Here is a 19,104-nt window from a genome sequence, read left to right on the forward strand (position 1 = left end):
TATAGGGTCTTTGGCAGGGCGGGAGCCGTGCCGGGCGACAGGACATTCCGGCCGCGTTGAACGGGCCTGACGGGGAAGAACAAAATGGCGAAGAATATTCTGCACATGCTGACGCCGCTGAAGCACATGAGCCCGTTTGATGTGAACATGGCCGCCGATGCCGGTTTTGACGTGATCGCGACCTATGCCGGCGTGAACCCGGAAGAGGTTCGCGGACTGGTGCAGGATTCGATCTTCTCGCGCTCGCCGAACGATGCCGCCCGGACCGGCATCTTTTTCGCCGGCAAGAATGCGATCCAGGCGCTGGACATGATGAAGACGGCGCAGGAGTCCTTCGTGCCGCCCTTCGAGAACAACCTCTTCGCCGACCCGGCCGGCTCCTTTACGACGGCCGCCGGCATGATGGCCTGTGTCGAAAAGCTCCTGAAGACCAAGTTCGACACGACGATGAAGGGCAAGAAGGTCACGATCTTCGGCGGCACCGGCGTCGTCGCCTTTTCCGCTGCGGTGATCGCCGCCAACGAGGGCGCTGAGGTCTATCTCGTCGGCTATGACGGAACCAAGCGCGTTTCCGGCATCGCGGCGGACATGAAGTCCCGCTTCGACGTCGAGGTCTACGCCGCCGACGGTTCGTCCGAGGAAGCCCGCATGGAATCGGCGACCGGCGCCGAAATCATTCTTTCCGCCGGTCCTGCCGGCCAGCAGATCCTGACCGAGGAGCAGCTCAAGGCCGTTTCCGGCCTTCTCGTCGCGGCCGACGTCAATGCCGTGCCTCCGGCCGGTCTTGGCGGCGTCGGCGTGCACGACGACGGCGAGCCGCTCGGCTTCGGCAAGGCCCTCGGCCTTGGCGCTCTGGCGATCGGCAACGTGAAGTACCAGGCGCAGCATCTGCTCTTCAAGCGGATGATCGCGACCGACAAGCCCGTCGCACTCGACTTCCGCGACGCCTTCGAGGAAGCGCGCAAATTCATCGCCTGAGAAACGGAGAACCGGCCGGGCAGGGCTCAGGGCCATCGGTCCTGATTGCCGCCCTGTCCGGCCGGTCTCTCGGGCAGGCCGCAAGGCGCGCCGGCTATCGGCCGTTGATCGCGGATCTGTTCGCCGACGAGGATACGGTTGAGGTCGCCGCCGGTCTCGCCGTCATGGACGGGGGACTTCGGTGCGGCCTGTCGCGGCGAACGCTGATAGGCGCCGTGCGGGACCTCATCGAGGCGGCCCCGGACAAGCCGGTCGGCCTTGTCGCCGGATCGGGGTTCGAGGACCGGCCGCAGCTGCTCGAAGCGCTCGCGGCATTGATCCCGATCCTCGGCAATGGCACCAAGGTCGTCTCGGCAGTGAAGGACCCGGCGGGTCTGGCGGCACGGTGCCGCGATCTTGGAATTCCGCATCCGGAGACCCGGACAGAGCCGGCCCTTTCCGGCGAGTGGCTGTTGAAGAGAAAAGGCGGCTCGGGCGGAAGCCACATACGGGCCTACTCGTTGGGCGAGTCGGTTCCGGCGGGCCATGTACTCGCGCAGACGTTGCCGGGAACGCCGATGTCGGTGACGGCCATCGGCAACGGACGGGACGCAGCATTGGTCGGCTTCTGTCGGCAATTTGCGGATCCCGTCGAGGGGCAGCCTTTCCGCTTCGGCGGCCTGTGCGGACCCGTCGACCTGCCGCAGGCGATCGCCGTAGGTGTCGGCAAGGCAACGAAAGGCCTTGCCGCCGCGTTCGGTCTCAAAGGCTTCTTCAGCATGGATTTCCTGCTGGAGGGTGAAAGCTGGTGGTGCCTGGAGGTCAATCCGCGTCCGGGCGCATCGCTGGATGTTCTGGATCAGGCGTCCTCGCCGCTCTTTGCAGCGCATGTGGATGCGTGTGTGAACGGACGGCTCCCGGATGAGCGCCGGGTTGCTCCTGCGGCGATTCGGTACAGCCGGATTGTCTATGCGGACAAGGAGATCGCAGGAATTCCGGCGCTAGAATGGCCCGAATGGGTCTCTGACCGGCCGTCTGCGGGCAGTCGAATACCAGCCGGAGCGCCGTTGGCGACCGTGCTGGCCGAAGGAAAAGAACTGGACGATGCGGCGGCGCTGGCGATGGCGCGCGCGCAGGAACTCTTGAAGATCATTGGGGAGGTGGAACAATGTTGACCCGCAACAAGGGCAAGCCAAGCGTCGGACGAATGGCACAGCCATTGGTCGATGCCTTGATCGAATCGGCGGACGAACTCCGGATCAGCGTGGCGGACGGCCCGCTTGGCTGCCGGCTCGTCGACGCCGGCGCGAAGACGCTTGGATCGATCGAGGCGGGACGCCTCCTGACCGAAATCTGCCTCGGTGGCCTTGGCAGGGTCTCGATCGTGCCGAGCGCTGCGACGCCAATGTGGCCCTACGCCATCCAGGTCGGCTCGCTCGATCCGGTCGTTGCCTGTCTCGGCAGCCAGTACGCGGGCTGGAGCTTGGCCGGCGGCGAAGGGGACGGCGGCTGGTTCGCGCTCGGCTCGGGCCCTGCACGCGCGACCTACGCCAAGGAAGACCTCTACTCCGACATCGCCTATTCCGATGATGCAGACACTGGCGTGCTCGTGCTGGAGACGGACGCGCCGCCGCCGGAAAGCGTTGTCAAGCAGGTCGCAGAGGCAACCGGCTGCCGGCCGGGCGCTCTCACCTTTATCTACGCACCGACCCAGAGCCTTGCCGGCGCCACCCAGGTGGTCGGCCGCGTGCTCGAAGTGGCGCTGCACAAGGTGCACACGCTGCACTTCCCGCTGGAACGGGTGATCGACGGCATGGGCATTGCTCCGCTCAGCCCTCCGCATCCCGACTTCGTTCAGGCCATGGGCCGCACCAACGACGCCATCATCTATGGCGGCCGCGTGCATCTCTACGTCACCGGCCCGGCTGACGACGCTCGCGATCTTGCCGAGAAGCTTCCCTCCAAGGGCTCGCGTGACTACGGTTCGCCGTTCGCCGAGGTCTTCTCGCGCTTCAAGGGTGACTTCTACGCGATCGACCCCATGCTGTTCTCGCCGGCCGAAGTGGTGGTGACGGCGGTCGAAAGCGGAAAGAGTTTCCGGGCCGGCGCGATCAACACCGATCTTGTCGATGCGTCCTTCGGCTGAGTTCGGCCGTATCCGCGAAAGGAATGTCCGTTGAGCCTTGGCCATAACGGCGTTGTGCTCTTCACCGATTCTCGCGACTGGCACCTGCGCCGCCTGCGCAGGGCCTTCGCCGCGCACGGGATTGAACCGGTCGTCGTGACGCTGCGCGAGGTCGCCTTCGACCTCGATCACGCCGAACCGATCCGGATTCGCGGTTTCGAAGGAGGTCTGCCGCGCGCCGTCTTGGTACGGGGCATTGCCGCCGGCTCGTTCGAGGCCATCACCTTGCGCCTCGGCATCCTGCATGCGCTGGAGGCCGTCGGCGTGACGGTCTGGAACTCGGCGCGCGCCATCGAGCGCTGCGTCGACAAGTCGACCGCGAGCCTCATTCTGGCGCGCAAGGGCATCCGCACGCCCTCCACATTCGTGAGCGAAAGCCGCGAGGCCGCCATGGCCCGCCTTGAGGCCGAAGGCGCGCCCATGGTGCTGAAACCGCTCTTCGGCTCGCAGGGAAAGGGCATTCGCCTTCTGACGGCCGGAGAGGAATTCCCCTCGGTCGAGGAGGTCGGCGGCGTCTACTACCTGCAGCGCTACATACGTCCCCGCGATGGCCTTTATCGCGACTACCGCCTCTTTGTTTCCGGTGGCCGGCTGGTCGACGCCATGTGCCGCGAGAGCGAATCCTGGATCACCAACGTTCACCAGGGCGGCCGTCCGTGCCCTTGGGATCCGCCGCTTGAGGTCAAAGCCATGGCCGTCGCCGCGGTCGAAGCCATCGGCGCTCGATTCGCTGGTGTCGACATGATCGAGGATGATGAGGGCGGCTTCCAGGTTCTGGAGGTCAACAGCATGCCCGCGTGGAAGGGGCTCAGCGCCGTCGCGAGGGTCGACGTCGCCGAAGCGCTCGTCTCCGATTTTCTTGACGAGGCCGGTCTTGGAAGGCGGTCGGACGAGCCCGGACTGGCGCTTGCGGGGCAGTCGTGACGCGTAAGACTGAGGATCGCGAATCGGTGCGCGGCGGTGACGTGAACGAAACGCTTGCCGACGCCTTCCGGCAGTCCTGCCTGGCCGAGCTTCGGGCTCCCAAGGCCGGCAATGTCCATATTTTCGCCGACGGCCACCGGATGACCGTCGCCGATTTCGAGAAGAGTGCCTCGGTCGCTGCACCGCATATGGCGCGAATCGGCGCGACCGTCGGCCAGCGCGTCCTCGGCGCCATGCGCGCGACGATGTCCGCGGTTGGCTCCAACACCAACCTCGGAATTCTCCTGCTGTCCGCCCCACTCATGGTTGCCAGTGAAAAGGGCGGAACCCTGCGCCAGAGCCTGTCGGCGGTCCTTGGCGCGCTCACGCTCAAGGACGCCGAAGACGTCTTTGCCGCGATCCGTCTGGCCAGTCCCGGAGGACTCGGCAGGGTCGACGATCAGGATGTCGCGGCTCCGCCCAGCGTCGATCTTCGCGAAGCGATGCGGAGCGCCGCCGAGCGGGATCGCATTGCGCGACAATACGTCACTGATTTCGCCGACATTTTCAACATCGGCCTGCCCATTTTGCAGTCATCCGTGAAGGCCGGTCTCAATGAGGCAGACTGCGTCACGAAGACCTATTTCGGCTATGCCGCGACCTTCCCGGATACCCATGTCCAGCGCAAGCATGGCGAGGCTATCGCGTTGGAAATCATGAAGGAATTTCAGATGTTTGATCTGCGGAATCCGAGCGCGGACCACGGCCGGATTCTGGCGTTCGATCGCGCGCTGAAGGACCGCAACATCAATCCGGGAACCAGTGCGGATCTCACGGTGGCGACGGTCCTCGCCGAACGCCTTGATCGAATTCGCGCAAATTCCGCTCGCGGGTGACTTGCCGCTGGGCACTCGCCGCATTAGGCTGCGCACCGCCTGGGATCACCCGCGTCCGGGAAACCGGTCTGGCTAATGCTGGATGCAGATAACACAAGGCCGACGGGGGGACGACGTGCCAAAGGCTGGTGCGTCGCAAAGGTTAACTTGTTCCTAAGGGAGATTTACCAATGGCAAAGATTAACAAGGTCATGCTCGGCGAGTCGCTCGTCGGTGATGGCAACGAAGTCGCTCACATCGACCTCATCATCGGCCCGCGCAACAGCGCCGCGGAAGTTGCGTTCTGCAACAGCCTGACCAACAACAAGGATGGCTTCACGTCGCTTCTGGCCGTGATCGCCCCGAACATGCCTTGTAAGCCGAACACCGTGATGTTCAACAAGGTCACCATCAAGGGCGCCAAGCAGGCCGTCCAGATGTTCGGCCCGGCGCAGCACGGCGTTGCCATGGCTGTTCAGGATTGCGTTGCCGAAGGCACCATTCCGATGGACGAAGCCGACGACCTGTACATCTGCGTTGGCGTCTTCATTCACTGGGAAGCCGAAGACGACGCGAAGATCCAGGAATACAACTACAAGGCCACCAAGGAAGCCATCGAGCGCGCCGTTGCTGGCCTGCCGACCGCTGCCACGGCGACCGAGCAGCGCAAGACCGTCAAGCATCCCTTCAGCGCTTAGATACGAGACAACCCTGGGCAGGCAAATGCCCCGGCGATGCCGCAGTCACTGATCCAGCGGTTGTTTGCGAAGTTCTTCGGTAGCTGAGCGTTTTCCCTGGTCGACCGTTTCGTGTTGTACATGATGACAAATGGCGAGGAACTGAAGGACTTCGCCGAGACGGGTTGTGACGGGCCTGTTTCGCGAATCTGATAAGGCTTAGAAATCCGGACCGGGGCGGCAGTGCTGCCCCGGTCTTTTTTCGCCCGGAGGGTCGGTCTCCGTTTCACCCGGGATGACGGGCGCCGCTTTCAAAGATCCTGAAGGTCCTGCCGCGAAAGAGCGCCGGAATGAAGCGCCGTGGCGACAAGGACGCCTTCGATGCCGATCTTTGCGAGTGCGGAAAGGTCCGAAGGGTGGCGCACACCGCCAGCGGCCCATATCCGGCTGTCCGGAGCACGCTGGGCAATGGCTGACAGACGCTCAAGGTCCGGGCCGGCCTGACTGCCGACGCGGCCAAGCGTCATCACGATCACGTCGCCTGGCCAGCGCGCGCTGTCCTCCAGCATCGCGGGCGGGCCCATGAACGCATCGCCCCGAAAATCGAGGGAGAGCAGGGCGCTGTCGCGAAGCGGTGCGAGGTCGACGGCATCCGACATCGATTCGGAGGCGATGATCTTGCGGGCATTGGGAAGGACCGGACCGCCGAGAACCTCGTCCGCCGTGCCGATTCCGCTGTCGACCCAGAAGGTCAGGTCGCCGAACCGGTTCGCGAGCGATTCGACCAGGGCATGAGCGGGTCGATGGCGTTCAATGCCGTCGAGGTCGGCGATGTAGAAGGTGTCGAAGGGATGCAGCGCGAGGAAGCCATTGACGATGGCAGTCGGATCGGGGCTGTCGGCCAGGGGCGTCTCGATCGGCGCATAGGTGGCGCGGTCACCCAGGCGGGCACGGACGACAAGTCCGGATCGGATGTCGAGAACGGGGATGACTTTCACTCAGCAGCCTTTCCGGATGTCGCTTCAGGGCTTTGTCAGCAAATGCGGGCGGCAGCATAGGATGGTGGAGAGGCTTTGACAGCCGCGATCGACAGTATCCTCCGCAATGGTGGGCCGCGCTGAAAAGGCGACGCGTCGAAACGGGCCTGAAAGGTCCGGCAAAGCAGATCGGATAGGGACCATGGGCAAGACAGTCATCGGTTGGGACATTGGCGGCGCTCATCTCAAGGCGACCCGGGTCGAGGATGGCAGCGTGACGGATGTTCGCCAGACGCAATTGCCGCTCTGGCTGGGCATGAAGCATCTGAGGAAGGCGTTCCGCGAGCTGAATGACGCCATCGGATCCGCCGAGCGCCATGCCGTGACGATGACGGGCGAACTTGTCGATCTTTTCTCAAGCCGCCGCGAGGGCGTCGACGCGCTGGTGACCGAGGCCCGGCGAAGCCTGACGGGCGACGTCGCGATCTATGCCGGCCGTGCCGGCTTCTGCCGGCCTGAGGATGCGGCCCTTCACCATGACGACATCGCCTCGGCCAACTGGCACGCGACGGCGAATTTTCTTGCCCGGACGGTGGGGGAGGCGATCCTCGTCGACATGGGCAGCACCACCACCGACATCATCCCCCTGACCGGGGGAAAGGTTGCCTCCAGGGGCTACACCGATGCGGAGCGTCTGACGACGGGAGAGCTCCTCTACACAGGGGCTGTCCGCACGCCTCTGATGGCCCTGGCAGACAAAATTCCCTTCAAGGGACACTGGTGCGGCGTGACGGCCGAGTATTTCGCCACCATGGCCGACGTGAACCGGCTTCTCGGACGGCTCGACGAGAGCGCCGACCTCTATCCGCCTGCCGACGGTAAGGGCAAGTCGAACGCCGAGAGCATTGTTCGTCTCGCCCGTATGGTCGGCTCCGACATGACCGATGCGACGGAGGAGCAATGGACACGGCTCGCCGCCGCCTTTGCGGAACGCCAGATGCGCATCGTCCAGGATGCTTTCGAACTTGCCGCTGGAGCCGCTGAAATCGAGCCTTCGGCGACGATCATCGCGGCGGGGGCTGGGCGCGGCAGCATCGGTGAACTGGCGCGAAGGGCAGGGCGGCCGGTCCGGGACATCGCGGAACTCTTTCCCGCCGCCACCGATGCGATCCAGCGACTCGCCGCTGCCTGCGCACCGGCGAGCGCGGTTGCGCTGATCAGCGAATGACTGCCGCAAGAAGGTCTGAAGATACCAGACAGCAACCATATTCAGTGCTGCTGCGAAAATTTTGTGACGATTTCGCAACAGTGCAGAAGAACTCCAAGCATTCAAGGCACGCCGAACACATTTGCCCCTATTCAGCCACAAACAAAAATGAATGTCTGCATCACGAAAGACAGCATGGACTTGCGGCGGGTTGGGCTGTGTCGAAGCCGGAAGAACATGTGGCAGGGGCGAGATAGCTTCATAGATGACTTTAAGGAGCCTCCGTAACGCATTAATCTATGCGTTAAATTTTGAGGCTATGAAGAACCGTACAACAGAGCGTTTCGTGTCGGGCCACCTCGTGACCGGTCCCGTTTTCGCGGGTCGAAATGTATGGCCGGGCAAGATGACGGAAAGCATTGGAGATGGTCGTAGTCCCGCCGAAATGGGGGACTAGAAGTCCTGCCGTGAAAGGTTGGCGCACGGTCCTTGGGATTTTCACCAAGGTTGATCCTGGACCTGGGAGCGCGAAACACGGCATGAACTTCGGCGCGCGATGAGACAAGGGTAACGACAGGGCGTTTGCTTCAATCACTGCAAATGGTCTGTCCTGTTCGCCAAGAGCGGATGTCGAGGAACTGTCTGGCAGCTATTCGAACGAGCGCGGTAACGCCCTTCGAATATTTTCGCCACTTTGGACTGTGATGAAGGAACGATCCTGCTATGTTAAGAGCAGAGTATGAAGTTGCAGGGGCTGGGATTATGCGGGCAACGGGGCGTGTTGCGCTGCTGGTTGCTGCCACGATTTGTGGTGTATCGACTGCATGTGCTTTTGACGTGAAGTCGACAGTTGCCAATGTGAATCTGCCGGATCTCAAGAGCGAGGCGCGGATCGATCAGGCGTTCCGCGACGGAACGCGCGCCTATTTCTCCGGCGACAAGCAGGCGGCGGTGGACGGCCTCAAGTTTGCGGCCGAATACGGCCACCCTGCGGCCCAGTGGAAGCTCGGACGCATGTACGCCGAAGGCGACGGCGTCACGGAAAACGACCTTCAGGCCTTCGATTACTTCAATCAGATCGTCGCGGCTCACGCCGACGACTCGCCGACATCACCGCAGGCGCCTTATGTCGCCAATGCCTTCGTCGAGATCGGCAACTACTACCGACACGGCATTCCGAATTCGACGATCCAGCAGAATGGCCGCCGCGCTCGCGAGATCATGACCTATGCGGCGTCCTATTTCGGTGACGCCGATGCCCAGGTTGAACTGGCCAACATGTATCTCGCCGGCGAGGGTGGCGACCGCGATCCGCGTCAGGCGGCGCGCTGGCTGATGCTTGCGGCCAAGAAGGGGCAGGTCGATGCACAGGCCAAGCTGGGTCAGCTTTTGCTGTCTGGCGACGGACTGCCGGCGAGCCCGATCCATGGGCTGATGTGGCTGACCGTGGCGCTGAAGCGCGCTCAGACACTTGGCTATGACGTCTCGAAGATTCGCGAGATGCAGGAGAATGCCTTCTCCTTCGCGAACGAGACGGTGCGTCGTGCCGCGATCAGCCTCGCCAATTCCTGGCTGACGGAAAACAAGACCGTCGTTGCCGCCGCGGATCACTGATCTGCGTCTTTGATGCCGTGACCTGCTTGCCGGAGACGGTTGACCGCTACGGCGCTTGAGTGGTGGAGAGGGCGTCCTCTAGCAGCGTGAGGGCGACCGCGACGGTTCTGAGGCGAACCATCCTTCGACCGATGTCTCCGAATTTTTCGACGTGATGGAGCGTTTCCGCTCCGCGTCTCGCCGTGGCGAAATGCACAAGGCCGACCGGCTTTTCAGCGCTTCCCCCGCCGGGACCCGCGATACCCGTTACCGAGACGGCCAGCCCTGCCGCCGAATGCCGGATCGCACCGTCCGCCATCGCCCGGGCAACCTCTTCCGATACAGCGCCGACCCGCTCGATCAGAGACGCGGGCACGCCGAGCATTTCCTGCTTGGCGAGGTTGGAATAGGTGACGAAGCCGCGCTCTACGACGTCCGACGACCCTGCGATCTCGGTCAGCATGCCGGCGATCAGTCCGCCCGTGCAGGATTCCGCCGTGGCAATCATCAGGCCCTGCCGCCGTGCCAGTTCTAGCACCCTCGATGCCTGCCGTTGAAGCGCGTCCTGATCATCGAAGTCCATGTGCCATCTCCGAGAAATTGGAAAGCCTCGCACGAGCGGCGGCGCCGGTCAGAGCGGTTCCGCGTCGATCGGCAGTCGAATCGTGGCCGTTGCAATCGCGGCGATTCCTTCCCGGCGGCCGGCAAATCCGAGCCCTTCGTTCGTCGTCGCCTTGACGCCGACGCGATCCAGCGAAATGCCGGCAATGGCCGCAATGGCCGCGCGCATCGCTTCCCGGTGAGGACCGACCTTTGGCGCCTCGGCGATGATCGAGGCGTCGAGATGCGCCACCATTCCGCCGCGCGCGGCGACACGGGCAACCGCGTCGGCCAGGAAGATCGAGGACGGAGCGCCGAGCCAGCGCTCGTCCGAGGGTGGGAAGTGGCTGCCGATATCCCCATCGCCGAGCGCACCGAGAACGGCATCCGTCAGGGCGTGCAGGACGACATCGGCATCCGAATGCCCCTTGAGCCGCTGCGTATGCGCGATGAAGACGCCGCCAAGCGTGACACCGTCTCCCGGCTCGAGGGCGTGGACATCATAGCCGTTGCCGACGCGGACATCGGCAAGGCGCAGATAGGTGTCCTCGGTGAGCCGCCGCTCGGCGCGTTCGAAGTCGTCAGGACGGGTCAGTTTGATGTTCTCCCCTGGGCAAGGCACCATTCGCGTCTGGCCGCCGTTCCATTCGTGGACGGCGGTGTCGTCGGTAAAATCTGTCCGGACGGCGTTGGCAGCCGCCTCATGCGCCGTCAGAATGACCTCGAATTGAAAGCCCTGCGGCGTCGCCGCGCGCCACAGGCCATCGCGAGGTACCGTCTCGAGCGCGACGTCGTCCGCGCCGCAACGCTTGATCGTGTCGACGACCGGAACGCCGGCACAGACGGCATCGCTGCTTTCAAGCGCCGTCAGGACGGCATCGACCGTCTCGGCCGGAACGAAAGGCCGGACGCCATCGTGGATCAGAACGATCCCGGGCGATTCGTCCTTGAGCGCCCTGAGGCCGGCAAGGACCGAAGCCTGCCGCTCGTCAGCACCGAACACCGGCGGGCGCAAACGGCCAACGAGCGAGGCAGGCAGACCGGCGACGGCCTCCTCATAGAGATTGAGGTCGTCCGGATGAATGACGGCCGTCACGCTCCCGACATCCGCATGCATGAGGAATGCCTTCAGCGTGTGCGAAAGAACGGGCATCTGTCCAAGCTGGCGGTATTGTTTCGGCGTCTTGTCGCTGTCGCCCATCCGCCGTCCGCGTCCGGCGGCGACGACCAGAACGGCGACGCTCGGCCCCTTGCCGTGCCTGGCGTCTGTCATGAGGCAAGACCCGATCCGGCTTTGCGGCGAAGGGCTTGAAACCATTCTCGTTGACGATGCTTGGAAATCGCCGGGCGACCGATGCCCAAGAAGCCTTGCATGTTAGCCCTCACAGGCGTTATCTATTGTCTAATTGTTGAGCATGCCCGCCCAGTGCTCACGGGATGGGCAGGCGGGCCTCTAGCGTGGCGGCAAGCGTTATAGCATGCGATCAGACGTTCGGAAGGGGACATGGGGCCGATGGCGCCAATGATCATCGGGAATGTGGCGGTGTCCCGTCGAGCGTTTCTTGCGCCGATGTCCGGTGTCAGTGATCTGGCGTTCCGGCGTCTTGCGCAGGAGTTCGGTGCCGGGCTGGTGATTTCGGAGATGGTTGCATCCGAGATGCTGGCCAGCGACGACCCGGAAACGCGGCTGCGGGCCGAAGGCGAGGGGATCGAAACCCACGTCGTCCAGATCGCCGGGCGTGAGGCGAATTGGATGCGCGAGGGCGCGCGGATCGCGCGCGATTGCGGTGCCGCGATCATTGACATCAACATGGGCTGCCCGGCGCGGCGTGTCACGACGGGCCTGTCCGGCTCGGCACTGATGCGCGATCTCGATCATGCCCAGACCCTGATCGAGGCGGTTGTCACGGCCGTGGACGTCCCGGTGACGCTGAAGATGCGCCTCGGCTGGGACGCAGATAGCCTCAATGCGCCGGAACTGGCGCAGCGGGCGGAGAATCTGGGCGTTGCCATGGTGACGGTCCATGGCCGTACCCGATGCCAGTTCTACAAGGGCTCGGCGGACTGGATAGCGGTCCGCAACGTGGTTGATGCGGTGTCGATTCCTGTCGTCGTCAACGGTGACATCGTTGATGCGTCGACCGCCCGCGAGGCGCTCAACCAATCCGGCGCTGACGCCGTCATGGTCGGACGCGGTGCCTATGGCCGGCCGTGGATCGTCGGCGCCATCGCCAACGCCCTGGAGCACGGTGCGGAGATCACGGAGCCGTCGCCGCAGATGGTGGGCGAGATCGCGCATCGGCACCACGAGGCCTTGCTGGATCTGTATGGAACGGAAGCGGGCACGCGCATCGCCCGCAAGCATCTCGGCTGGTATCTGGACCAGTGTCCGAGAGAGGATGAAGGGGCACGCAGCCTGAAACGGATCATGTTCACGAGCCTTGAGACGAAAGACGTCTCGCGCGCGATCGCCGACTATTTCGCCGATTTGCCCGACGACATGCGGAGGGCCGCATGACGCGCGCATCCAATCAGGGCGAAGACGGTCGTCCTCTGGCCGATTCCCTGGAGGTCGCGGTGCTCAATGCGCTGCCGCATCCGGTCATCCTCGTCGACAGCTCCGGCAACACGACCTTTGCCAACGACGCGGCGCAGTCCTTCTTTCAGGCAAGCGCCAACATGCTGGCACGCTATCCGCTGAAGCACTTCATTCCCTTCGGCAGTCCGCTTCTGCCGCTGATCGAGCAGGTCCGCGAGCGGGAGGCATCCGTCAACGAATATCGCGTCGACATCGGCACACCGCGCAATGGCGGCGAGCGCATCGTCGACATTTACGCCGCTCCCGCGAGCGACAACACCGACTCCGTCGTCATCATGCTGCAGGAGCGCACGATGGCCGACAAGATGGACCGCCAGTTGACCCATCGCGGCGCGGCTCGGTCGGTGACCGGCCTTGCGGCCATGCTGGCGCACGAGATCAAGAACCCGCTCTCCGGCATTCGCGGCGCCGCCCAGTTGCTGGAACAGTCGGCCGACGATGCCGACCGGGCCCTGACGCGGCTGATCACGGATGAGGCCGATCGCATCGTCAAGCTCGTCGATCGCATGGAGGTCTTCTCCGACGAGCGGCCGGTCGAGCGCGACCCGATCAACATTCACGCGGTCCTGGAGCACGTGAAGCGCCTTGCGCAGAGCGGTTTCGCGCGCAACGTCCGGATTATCGAGGAATACGATCCCTCGTTGCCGCCGGTCTACGCCAACAGGGACCAGTTGATTCAGGTCTTCCTTAATCTGGTCAAGAACGCCGCCGAGGCGCTGGAGAACACGCCCGATCCGGAAATCGTGCTGACGACGGCCTTCAGGCCGGGCGTTCGGCTGTCGGTGCCCGGAACGCGCACCAGGGTCAGCCTGCCGCTGGAATTCTGCGTCCGCGACAATGGCCCCGGCGTGCCGGAGGACCTCTATCCCTATCTGTTCGATCCGTTCATCACGTCGAAGACCAACGGATCGGGCCTCGGTCTTGCATTGGTCGCCAAGATCATCGGCGACCACGGCGGGATCATCGAATGCGACTCGCAGCCGAGAAAGACCGTGTTCCGCATCCTGATGCCGGCCTTCAACAACAAGCCGAGCGAGGAATGATCGTGAAGGCGAGGGCGAAGGGACCGGCAATGAAGACGCATTCGCGCGGTTGCCGGTGGCACACCGACCGCTAGCGGCAAGGACAATCCGTTCATGGCCATGCCGTGGACGCCGTAATTGAAGACTGGGCGCGCCGGAGCGGCGACGTTGAAAAAAGGTGATGAAGCATGCCGACCGGCAGCATTCTTGTGGCAGATGACGATTCGGCGATCCGCACGGTCCTCAATCAGGCCCTGTCACGCGCGGGATACGAAGTCCGGCTGACATCGAACGCCGCCACGCTATGGCGCTGGGTCAGTCAGGGAGATGGCGATCTGGTCATCACCGACGTAGTCATGCCGGACGAGAACGCCTTCGACCTGCTGCCCCGCATCAAGAAGGTCCGCCCGGAACTGCCGGTCATCGTCATGAGCGCGCAGAACACCTTCATGACGGCCATTCGGGCCTCCGAGCGCGGAGCCTACGAATATCTGCCCAAGCCCTTCGACCTGAAGGAACTGATTTCGATCGTCGGCCGGGCGCTGGCCGAGCCCAAGTCGCGAATGGCCGATTCCACGGCCGATGAAGGCAACGAGAACATCCCGCTGGTCGGCCGCTCGCCGGCCATGCAGGAAATCTACCGCGTGCTCGCAAGGCTGATGCAGACGGATCTGACGGTCATGATCGCCGGCGAGTCCGGCACCGGCAAGGAACTGGTCGCCCGCGCGCTGCATGATTACGGCAAGCGCCGGGCAGGGCCCTTCGTTGCGATCAACATGGCCGCCATCCCGCGCGACCTGATCGAAAGCGAACTCTTCGGTCACGAGAAAGGCGCCTTCACCGGCGCTCAGTCCCGCTCCGCCGGCCGCTTCGAGCAGGCCGAGGGCGGCACGCTGTTCCTCGACGAAATCGGCGACATGCCGATGGATGCCCAGACCCGCCTGCTGCGCGTCCTGCAGCAGGGCGAATACACGACCGTCGGCGGACGTACCCCGATCAAGACCGACGTGCGGATCGTGGCCGCGACCAACAAGGATCTGCGCCAGCTCATCAATCAGGGCCTGTTCCGCGAAGACCTGTTCTTCCGCCTCAACGTCGTGCCGATCCGCCTGCCGCCGCTGCGTGAGCGCACCGAGGACGTGCCGGACCTCATCCGCCATTTCTTCAACCAGGCGGAAAAGGAAGGGCTTCCGGCCAAGCAGATCGAGCAGGCCGCCGTCGAACGCCTGAAGCGCTATCGCTGGCCGGGCAACGTCCGCGAGCTTGAAAACCTCGTGCGCCGCCTCGCCGCCCTTTATCCACAGGAAATGATCACGGCCGGCCTGATCGATCAGGAACTGGCGACACCGGCGGTCTCGCCCGGCGATGCGGAAACGCCGGCGGAGGACAATCTTTCCAATTCCGTCGAGCGCTTCCTGAACAAGTATTTCGGGACCTACGGCGATACCCTTCCGCCGCCGGGCCTCTACCACCGCATCCTCAAGGAGGTTGAGTATCCGCTGATCGGAGCCGCGCTTGCCGCAACCCGGGGCAACCAGATCAAGGCCGCCGAATTGCTCGGCGTGAATCGGAACACCCTGCGCAAGAAGATCCGCGACCTCGATATCCAGGTGATTCGCTCTTCGCGCTGACCGATCGCGGCCGATACGGCAAAATCGGGCATATTTCGGCACCAATTCCCGGTGGCCGAGGCGTTCTGTCGCAATTTTGCAACATTCATGGTTCTCCCTCGGCCGCGAATTGCGCTAAACGTTTCCGTTAGGCGCAATGGAGCGGGCACCGGGTGACGATCACACTCAACTCAAAACAGATGGCTGATCCGTTGCAGACGGGAACGGGGTTCAGGCGGCGGCACGTGATCGGCTTCATCATCGTGGCGGCGACCTTCCTGTCGGCGATGGGCACCTTTCTGCTGCTGACCGGCCTTGGGCCGGTCGAGCCGTCGCCGGATGTGGTGACCCGTGCCCTGGCCCTCAACGGCATTCTGATCGTTGCCGTGATCGGCGTGATCGGTTTTGAAATCTACAAGCTCTGGCAAGCCTGGAGGGAGGGCCGCGCCGGTGCGCGCCTGCATTTCCGCATCGTCGCGCTTTTCTCGCTGATCGCCACGCTGCCGGCGGTCGCGGTCGCCGGAGCCTTCGCCGTTACCCTTAACCAGGGCTTCGACCGCTGGTTCGAGACACGCACGCGGCAGATCGTCGACAATGTGCTGACCGTCGCCAACGCCTATATGGGCGAGCATGCCCGTGTGCTGCGCGGTGACCTGATCGGGATTGCGACCGCCGTCGACGCCGCCAAGGCGCTCTACGACTACGAGCCGACGCGTTTCGAGGCGGGCTTCGAGGCCCAGGCGTCGCTGCGCGGCGTGCAGTCGGCCTTTCTTCTGGACGGCGACGGCAACGTCATCCTGCGCAACGACGTGGACCCGAAGTTCCACGCGGCCATGCCGCCGTCCAATGCCATGTCGGAGGCCAAGAAGGGCACGCCGGTGCTGATTTCGCCGGGCCTTTCGACCAATCAGGTCGGCGGACTTCTGAAGCTGCGCGCCTATCAGGACACCTATCTCTATGTCGTCCGCGAACTCAACGCCGAGGTGTTGAACAACCTGCGGCTGGCTCAGGAGAGCGCGGTTGAATATCGCCAGCTCGAGAGCAACCGCTCGGCCGTGCAGACGACCTTCCTGCTGATCTTCGTTGGCCTGACCCTTGTCCTGCTGCTGTCCGCCATCTGGTTCGGTCTGGCCTTTGCGAACGGTCTCGTCTCGCCGATCCGGCGGCTCATCTCCGCCGCCGGCGAAGTCGCCAACGGCAACCTCCTTGTCCAGGTGCCGGTCGGCGGCAGGTCTGATGACCTCGGCAGCCTCGCGGCGACCTTCAACAAGATGACCGTCCAGGTGCGGACACAGCGCCAGGAACTTCTCGCGCTGAATGATCAGGCGGACCGGCGGCGGCGTTTCACCGAAGCCGTGCTGACGGGCGTGACCGCAGCCGTGGTCGGCGTCACCAACGACGGCCTGATCTCCATCGCCAACAAATCCGCCGGCGAGCTGATGGGGCGTGACGAACAGGAACTTATCGGCCGCTCTCTGGTTGACGACGTTCCAGGCGTCGAGCCGCTTCTGCGGGCGGCCATGGCCGATGACAGCCGCATCTACCAGGGAACCTTCACTCTGCTGCGGCCGGGCGTCGAGCGCACCGTCTCCGCACGGGTCGCTTCGGATCGCTCCCCGGGCTCCTCGCACGGCTATGTGGTGACCCTGGACGATATTTCCGATCTCATTTCCGCGCAGCGGACATCGGCCTGGGCGGATGTCGCCCGCCGCATCGCCCACGAAATCAAGAACCCGCTCACGCCGATCCAGCTGTCGGCCGAACGCATCCGCCGCCGCTACGGCAAGCTCGTCGACGAAGAGGACACGGTCTTCAATCGCTGCGTCGACACCATCATCCGGCAGGTCGGCGACATCGGCCGCATGGTCGACGAATTCTCCGGCTTTGCGCGCATGCCCAAGCCGACGAAGGAAAAGCACGATCTGGGGGAATCGATCCGCGAATCCGTCTTCCTCATTTCCGTCGGCCATCCCGATGTGGACTTCACCACGCAGTTGCCCGAGACGCCGATGATTGCCTATTTCGACAATCGTCTGATTTCCCAGGCCATCACGAATCTGGTGAAGAACGCAACCGAGGCCATCGAGGCCCTGCCTGCGCCCGAGCGATCGGAAGGCAAGGTTCACGTCGAGGCGAAGATGCTTGGAACGGACTGCGTCGTCGAAGTCATCGACAACGGCATTGGCCTGCCCGTCGCCGAACGTCACCGTCTTCTCGAGCCTTATATGACGACGCGCGAGAAAGGCACCGGTCTTGGTCTTGCGATTGTTCGCAAGATCATCGAAGAGCATGACGGCCGCATTGAATTGCTTGACGCTCCCGAGGTCGCCCATGGCGGCCGCGGGGCGATGATCCGTGTCACGCTTCCTTCGGGCAGCGGCGCACAAGAGACGACTTGAACAATTTGATAAGACGAGAAAAATAACGATATGGCGTCCGATATTCTGATAGTCGACGATGAAGAGGACATCCGCGAACTCGTGGCTGGCATCCTGGAGGACGAGGGACACGGAACCCGCCTGGCAGGAAACGCCGACGATGCCCTGAAGCTGGTTGGCGAGCGCCGGCCGTCGCTGGTCTTCCTCGATATCTGGCTGCAGGGAAGCCGGATTGACGGGCTTGCCTTGCTCGACGAGATCAAGAAGGCGCATGCCGATCTGCCTGTCGTCATGATCTCCGGCCACGGCAACATCGAGACGGCCGTCTCCGCCATCAAGCGCGGCGCCTACGACTACATTGAAAAGCCCTTCAAGGCGGATCGGCTGCTGCTTCTCGCCGAGCGCGCCCTGGAGGCCTCCAGCCTGCGGAGAACCGTCAAGGAACTCAAGATCCGCAGCGGCGACACCGACTTCCTCGTCGGCTCTTCGTCGGTCCTGACTCACCTGCGTGCCGCGGTTGAGCGCGTCGCACCCACCAACAGCCGCATCCTGATTTCCGGGCCCTCCGGCTCCGGCAAGGAAGTGGTGGCGCGCACGATCCACGCCAAGTCCGGCCGGGCCAAGGGACCGTTCATCGTCGTCAATGCGGCGACGATCACGCCGGAACGCATGGAGACGACGCTGTTCGGCGTGGAGGACACCGACGGCTCCGTGAAGCAGGTCGGAGCGCTTGAGGAAGCGCATGGCGGCACCCTCTACCTCGACGAGATCGGCGACATGCCCCGCGAGACGCAGAACCGCGTCCTGCGTGTCCTCGTCGAACAGGCCTTCACCCGCGTCGGCGGAACGCGCCGCGTTCAGGTCGATGTCCGCCTAATTTCCTCGACGGCCCGCGATCTGGAGCAGGAAATCGCCGACGGCCGCTTCAGGGAGGATCTCTTCCACCGCCTCAGCGTCGTGCCGATCCGGGTGCCGGGTCTTTCCGAACGGCGGGAGGACATTCCCGAACTCGTCACGCATTTCATGGACCAGATTTCGCAGGCCGGCGGCCTGCCGCTGCGCCAGATCGGCGACGACGCCATGGCGGTTCTGCAGGCCCACGACTGGCCGGGCAACCTGCGTCAGCTGCGCAACAATATCGAGCGTCTCCTGATCCTTGCGCGCGGCGACGCCGAAACCGCGATCAGCGCGGACATGCTCCCCTCCGAAGTCGGCGCCATGCTGCCGATGCTGCCGACCTCGACCGGCGGCGAACATCTGATGGCACTGCCCCTGCGCGATGCCCGCGAGATTTTCGAGCGCGAATATCTTATCGCCCAGATCAATCGCTTCGGCGGCAATATCTCCCGCACCGCCGAGTTCGTCGGCATGGAGCGCTCGGCCCTGCACCGGAAGCTGAAATCGCTCGGCATCGCCTGATGCAGACGTCCGCGGCGGCGCGGGCTTGCCCCTGACATGGCAGTTTCGCTGCGATGCGAGATCGACTAATGTCCTGCCACCGAAACGTCGCATGACCGCGCG

Annotated in this window: 16 protein-coding genes; 13 read left to right on the plus strand and 3 right to left on the minus strand. The window is 63.8% G+C overall.

Going from position 1 to position 19,104, the window contains the following annotated elements; translation table 11 throughout:
- The first annotated feature begins 84 nt into the window (after positions 1 to 84).
- The 6 genes from HDIA_RS11565 (at position 85) to fae (ending at position 5,618) form a co-directional block, all read left to right on the plus strand.
- Positions 85 to 978, plus strand: coding sequence for an NAD(P)-dependent methylenetetrahydromethanopterin dehydrogenase (locus HDIA_RS11565; protein ID WP_099556306.1), 894 nt, complete (start codon positions 85 to 87; stop codon positions 976 to 978).
- A 215-nt stretch (positions 979 to 1,193) separates the two neighbouring features.
- Positions 1,194 to 2,132: an ATP-grasp domain-containing protein gene (locus tag HDIA_RS11570; protein WP_157775524.1), complete on the plus strand. Its 939-nt coding sequence runs from the start codon at positions 1,194 to 1,196 to the stop codon at positions 2,130 to 2,132.
- A complete protein-coding gene (mch, locus tag HDIA_RS11575; protein WP_425432947.1) occupies positions 2,129 to 3,103 on the plus strand; it encodes a methenyltetrahydromethanopterin cyclohydrolase in 975 nt (324 codons plus the stop codon). The genes HDIA_RS11570 and mch overlap by 4 nt, the downstream gene beginning before the upstream one ends.
- Before the next feature lie 30 nt (positions 3,104 to 3,133).
- A complete protein-coding gene (locus HDIA_RS11580) occupies positions 3,134 to 4,066 on the plus strand; it encodes a RimK family alpha-L-glutamate ligase (RefSeq protein WP_197708130.1) in 933 nt (310 codons plus the stop codon).
- Entirely contained in the window at positions 4,063 to 4,941 is an 879-nt protein-coding gene (locus HDIA_RS11585; protein ID WP_245884245.1) for a triphosphoribosyl-dephospho-CoA synthase, read from the plus strand. The genes HDIA_RS11580 and HDIA_RS11585 overlap by 4 nt, the downstream gene beginning before the upstream one ends.
- A 170-nt stretch (positions 4,942 to 5,111) precedes the next feature.
- Positions 5,112 to 5,618, plus strand: a complete 507-nt coding sequence (gene fae, locus HDIA_RS11590) for a formaldehyde-activating enzyme (RefSeq protein ID WP_099556309.1) — start codon at positions 5,112 to 5,114, stop codon at positions 5,616 to 5,618.
- A 290-nt stretch (positions 5,619 to 5,908) separates the two neighbouring features.
- Here the strand turns inward: fae and HDIA_RS11595 are convergent, their stop codons facing one another.
- The gene (locus tag HDIA_RS11595; protein WP_099556310.1) at positions 5,909 to 6,595 is read right to left on the minus strand and encodes a HisA/HisF-related TIM barrel protein; all 687 of its coding nucleotides are present in this window, start codon (positions 6,593 to 6,595) and stop codon (positions 5,909 to 5,911) included.
- Positions 6,596 to 6,776: 181 nt separating this feature from the next.
- Between HDIA_RS11595 and HDIA_RS11600 the strand changes: the two genes are divergently transcribed.
- Entirely contained in the window at positions 6,777 to 7,802 is a 1,026-nt protein-coding gene (locus tag HDIA_RS11600) for a hydantoinase/oxoprolinase family protein (protein WP_099556311.1), read from the plus strand.
- A gap of 816 nt (positions 7,803 to 8,618) precedes the next feature.
- Positions 8,619 to 9,395 carry a tetratricopeptide repeat protein gene (locus tag HDIA_RS11605; RefSeq protein WP_245884246.1) on the plus strand — a complete coding sequence of 259 codons (777 nt, stop codon included), beginning with the start codon at positions 8,619 to 8,621 and terminating at the stop codon, positions 9,393 to 9,395.
- 46 nt (positions 9,396 to 9,441) lie between these two features.
- Here HDIA_RS11605 and HDIA_RS11610 read toward each other — a convergent pair whose 3' ends face one another.
- Together HDIA_RS11610 and HDIA_RS11615 are read right to left on the minus strand one after the other, a co-directional pair.
- Positions 9,442 to 9,957: a CinA family protein gene (locus HDIA_RS11610; RefSeq protein ID WP_099556313.1), complete on the minus strand. Its 516-nt coding sequence runs from the start codon at positions 9,955 to 9,957 to the stop codon at positions 9,442 to 9,444.
- A 48-nt stretch (positions 9,958 to 10,005) separates the two neighbouring features.
- Positions 10,006 to 11,247 (minus strand): bifunctional 2-C-methyl-D-erythritol 4-phosphate cytidylyltransferase/2-C-methyl-D-erythritol 2,4-cyclodiphosphate synthase, encoded by a 1,242-nt coding sequence (locus HDIA_RS11615; protein ID WP_099556314.1) that lies wholly within the window; start codon positions 11,245 to 11,247, stop codon positions 10,006 to 10,008.
- A gap of 240 nt (positions 11,248 to 11,487) precedes the next feature.
- On the opposite strand from HDIA_RS11615, the gene dusB reads away from it, so the two are divergent.
- The 5 genes from dusB (at position 11,488) to ntrX (ending at position 19,002) form a co-directional block, all read left to right on the plus strand.
- Complete coding sequence (dusB, locus tag HDIA_RS11620; RefSeq protein ID WP_425432935.1) at positions 11,488 to 12,492, plus strand: tRNA dihydrouridine synthase DusB; 1,005 nt, start codon at positions 11,488 to 11,490, stop codon at positions 12,490 to 12,492.
- Complete coding sequence (locus HDIA_RS11625; RefSeq protein ID WP_099556315.1) at positions 12,489 to 13,616, plus strand: two-component system sensor histidine kinase NtrB; 1,128 nt, start codon at positions 12,489 to 12,491, stop codon at positions 13,614 to 13,616. The genes dusB and HDIA_RS11625 overlap by 4 nt, the downstream gene beginning before the upstream one ends.
- A 167-nt stretch (positions 13,617 to 13,783) precedes the next feature.
- Complete coding sequence (gene ntrC, locus HDIA_RS11630) at positions 13,784 to 15,226, plus strand: nitrogen regulation protein NR(I) (protein ID WP_099556316.1); 1,443 nt, start codon at positions 13,784 to 13,786, stop codon at positions 15,224 to 15,226.
- 224 nt (positions 15,227 to 15,450) lie between these two features.
- Positions 15,451 to 17,604 (plus strand): sensor histidine kinase NtrY-like, encoded by a 2,154-nt coding sequence (locus HDIA_RS11635; RefSeq protein WP_197708132.1) that lies wholly within the window; start codon positions 15,451 to 15,453, stop codon positions 17,602 to 17,604.
- A 30-nt stretch (positions 17,605 to 17,634) separates the two neighbouring features.
- Positions 17,635 to 19,002, plus strand: coding sequence for a nitrogen assimilation response regulator NtrX (ntrX, locus tag HDIA_RS11640; RefSeq protein ID WP_099556317.1), 1,368 nt, complete (start codon positions 17,635 to 17,637; stop codon positions 19,000 to 19,002).
- Positions 19,003 to 19,104: the final 102 nt, after the last annotated feature.

Origin of the sequence: Hartmannibacter diazotrophicus (genome assembly GCF_900231165.1) — a bacterium.
In the GTDB taxonomy this organism is placed as follows: domain Bacteria; phylum Pseudomonadota; class Alphaproteobacteria; order Rhizobiales; family Pleomorphomonadaceae; genus Hartmannibacter; species Hartmannibacter diazotrophicus.

What these genes read in the sequence shown, in the direction of transcription:
- ntrC (WP_099556316.1), top strand. Translation starts at nt 13,784, where the DNA reads ATGCCGACCGGCAGCATTCTTGTGGCAGATGACGATTCGGCGATCCGC.
- dusB (WP_425432935.1), top strand. Translation starts at nt 11,488, where the DNA reads ATGGCGCCAATGATCATCGGGAATGTGGCGGTGTCCCGTCGAGCGTTT.
- HDIA_RS11625 (WP_099556315.1), top strand. Translation starts at nt 12,489, where the DNA reads ATGACGCGCGCATCCAATCAGGGCGAAGACGGTCGTCCTCTGGCCGAT.
- HDIA_RS11610 (WP_099556313.1), bottom strand. Translation starts at nt 9,957, where the DNA reads ATGGACTTCGATGATCAGGACGCGCTTCAACGGCAGGCATCGAGGGTG.
- HDIA_RS11565 (WP_099556306.1), top strand. Translation starts at nt 85, where the DNA reads ATGGCGAAGAATATTCTGCACATGCTGACGCCGCTGAAGCACATGAGC.
- HDIA_RS11615 (WP_099556314.1), bottom strand. Translation starts at nt 11,247, where the DNA reads ATGACAGACGCCAGGCACGGCAAGGGGCCGAGCGTCGCCGTTCTGGTC.
- HDIA_RS11600 (WP_099556311.1), top strand. Translation starts at nt 6,777, where the DNA reads ATGGGCAAGACAGTCATCGGTTGGGACATTGGCGGCGCTCATCTCAAG.
- ntrX (WP_099556317.1), top strand. Translation starts at nt 17,635, where the DNA reads ATGGCGTCCGATATTCTGATAGTCGACGATGAAGAGGACATCCGCGAA.
- fae (WP_099556309.1), top strand. Translation starts at nt 5,112, where the DNA reads ATGGCAAAGATTAACAAGGTCATGCTCGGCGAGTCGCTCGTCGGTGAT.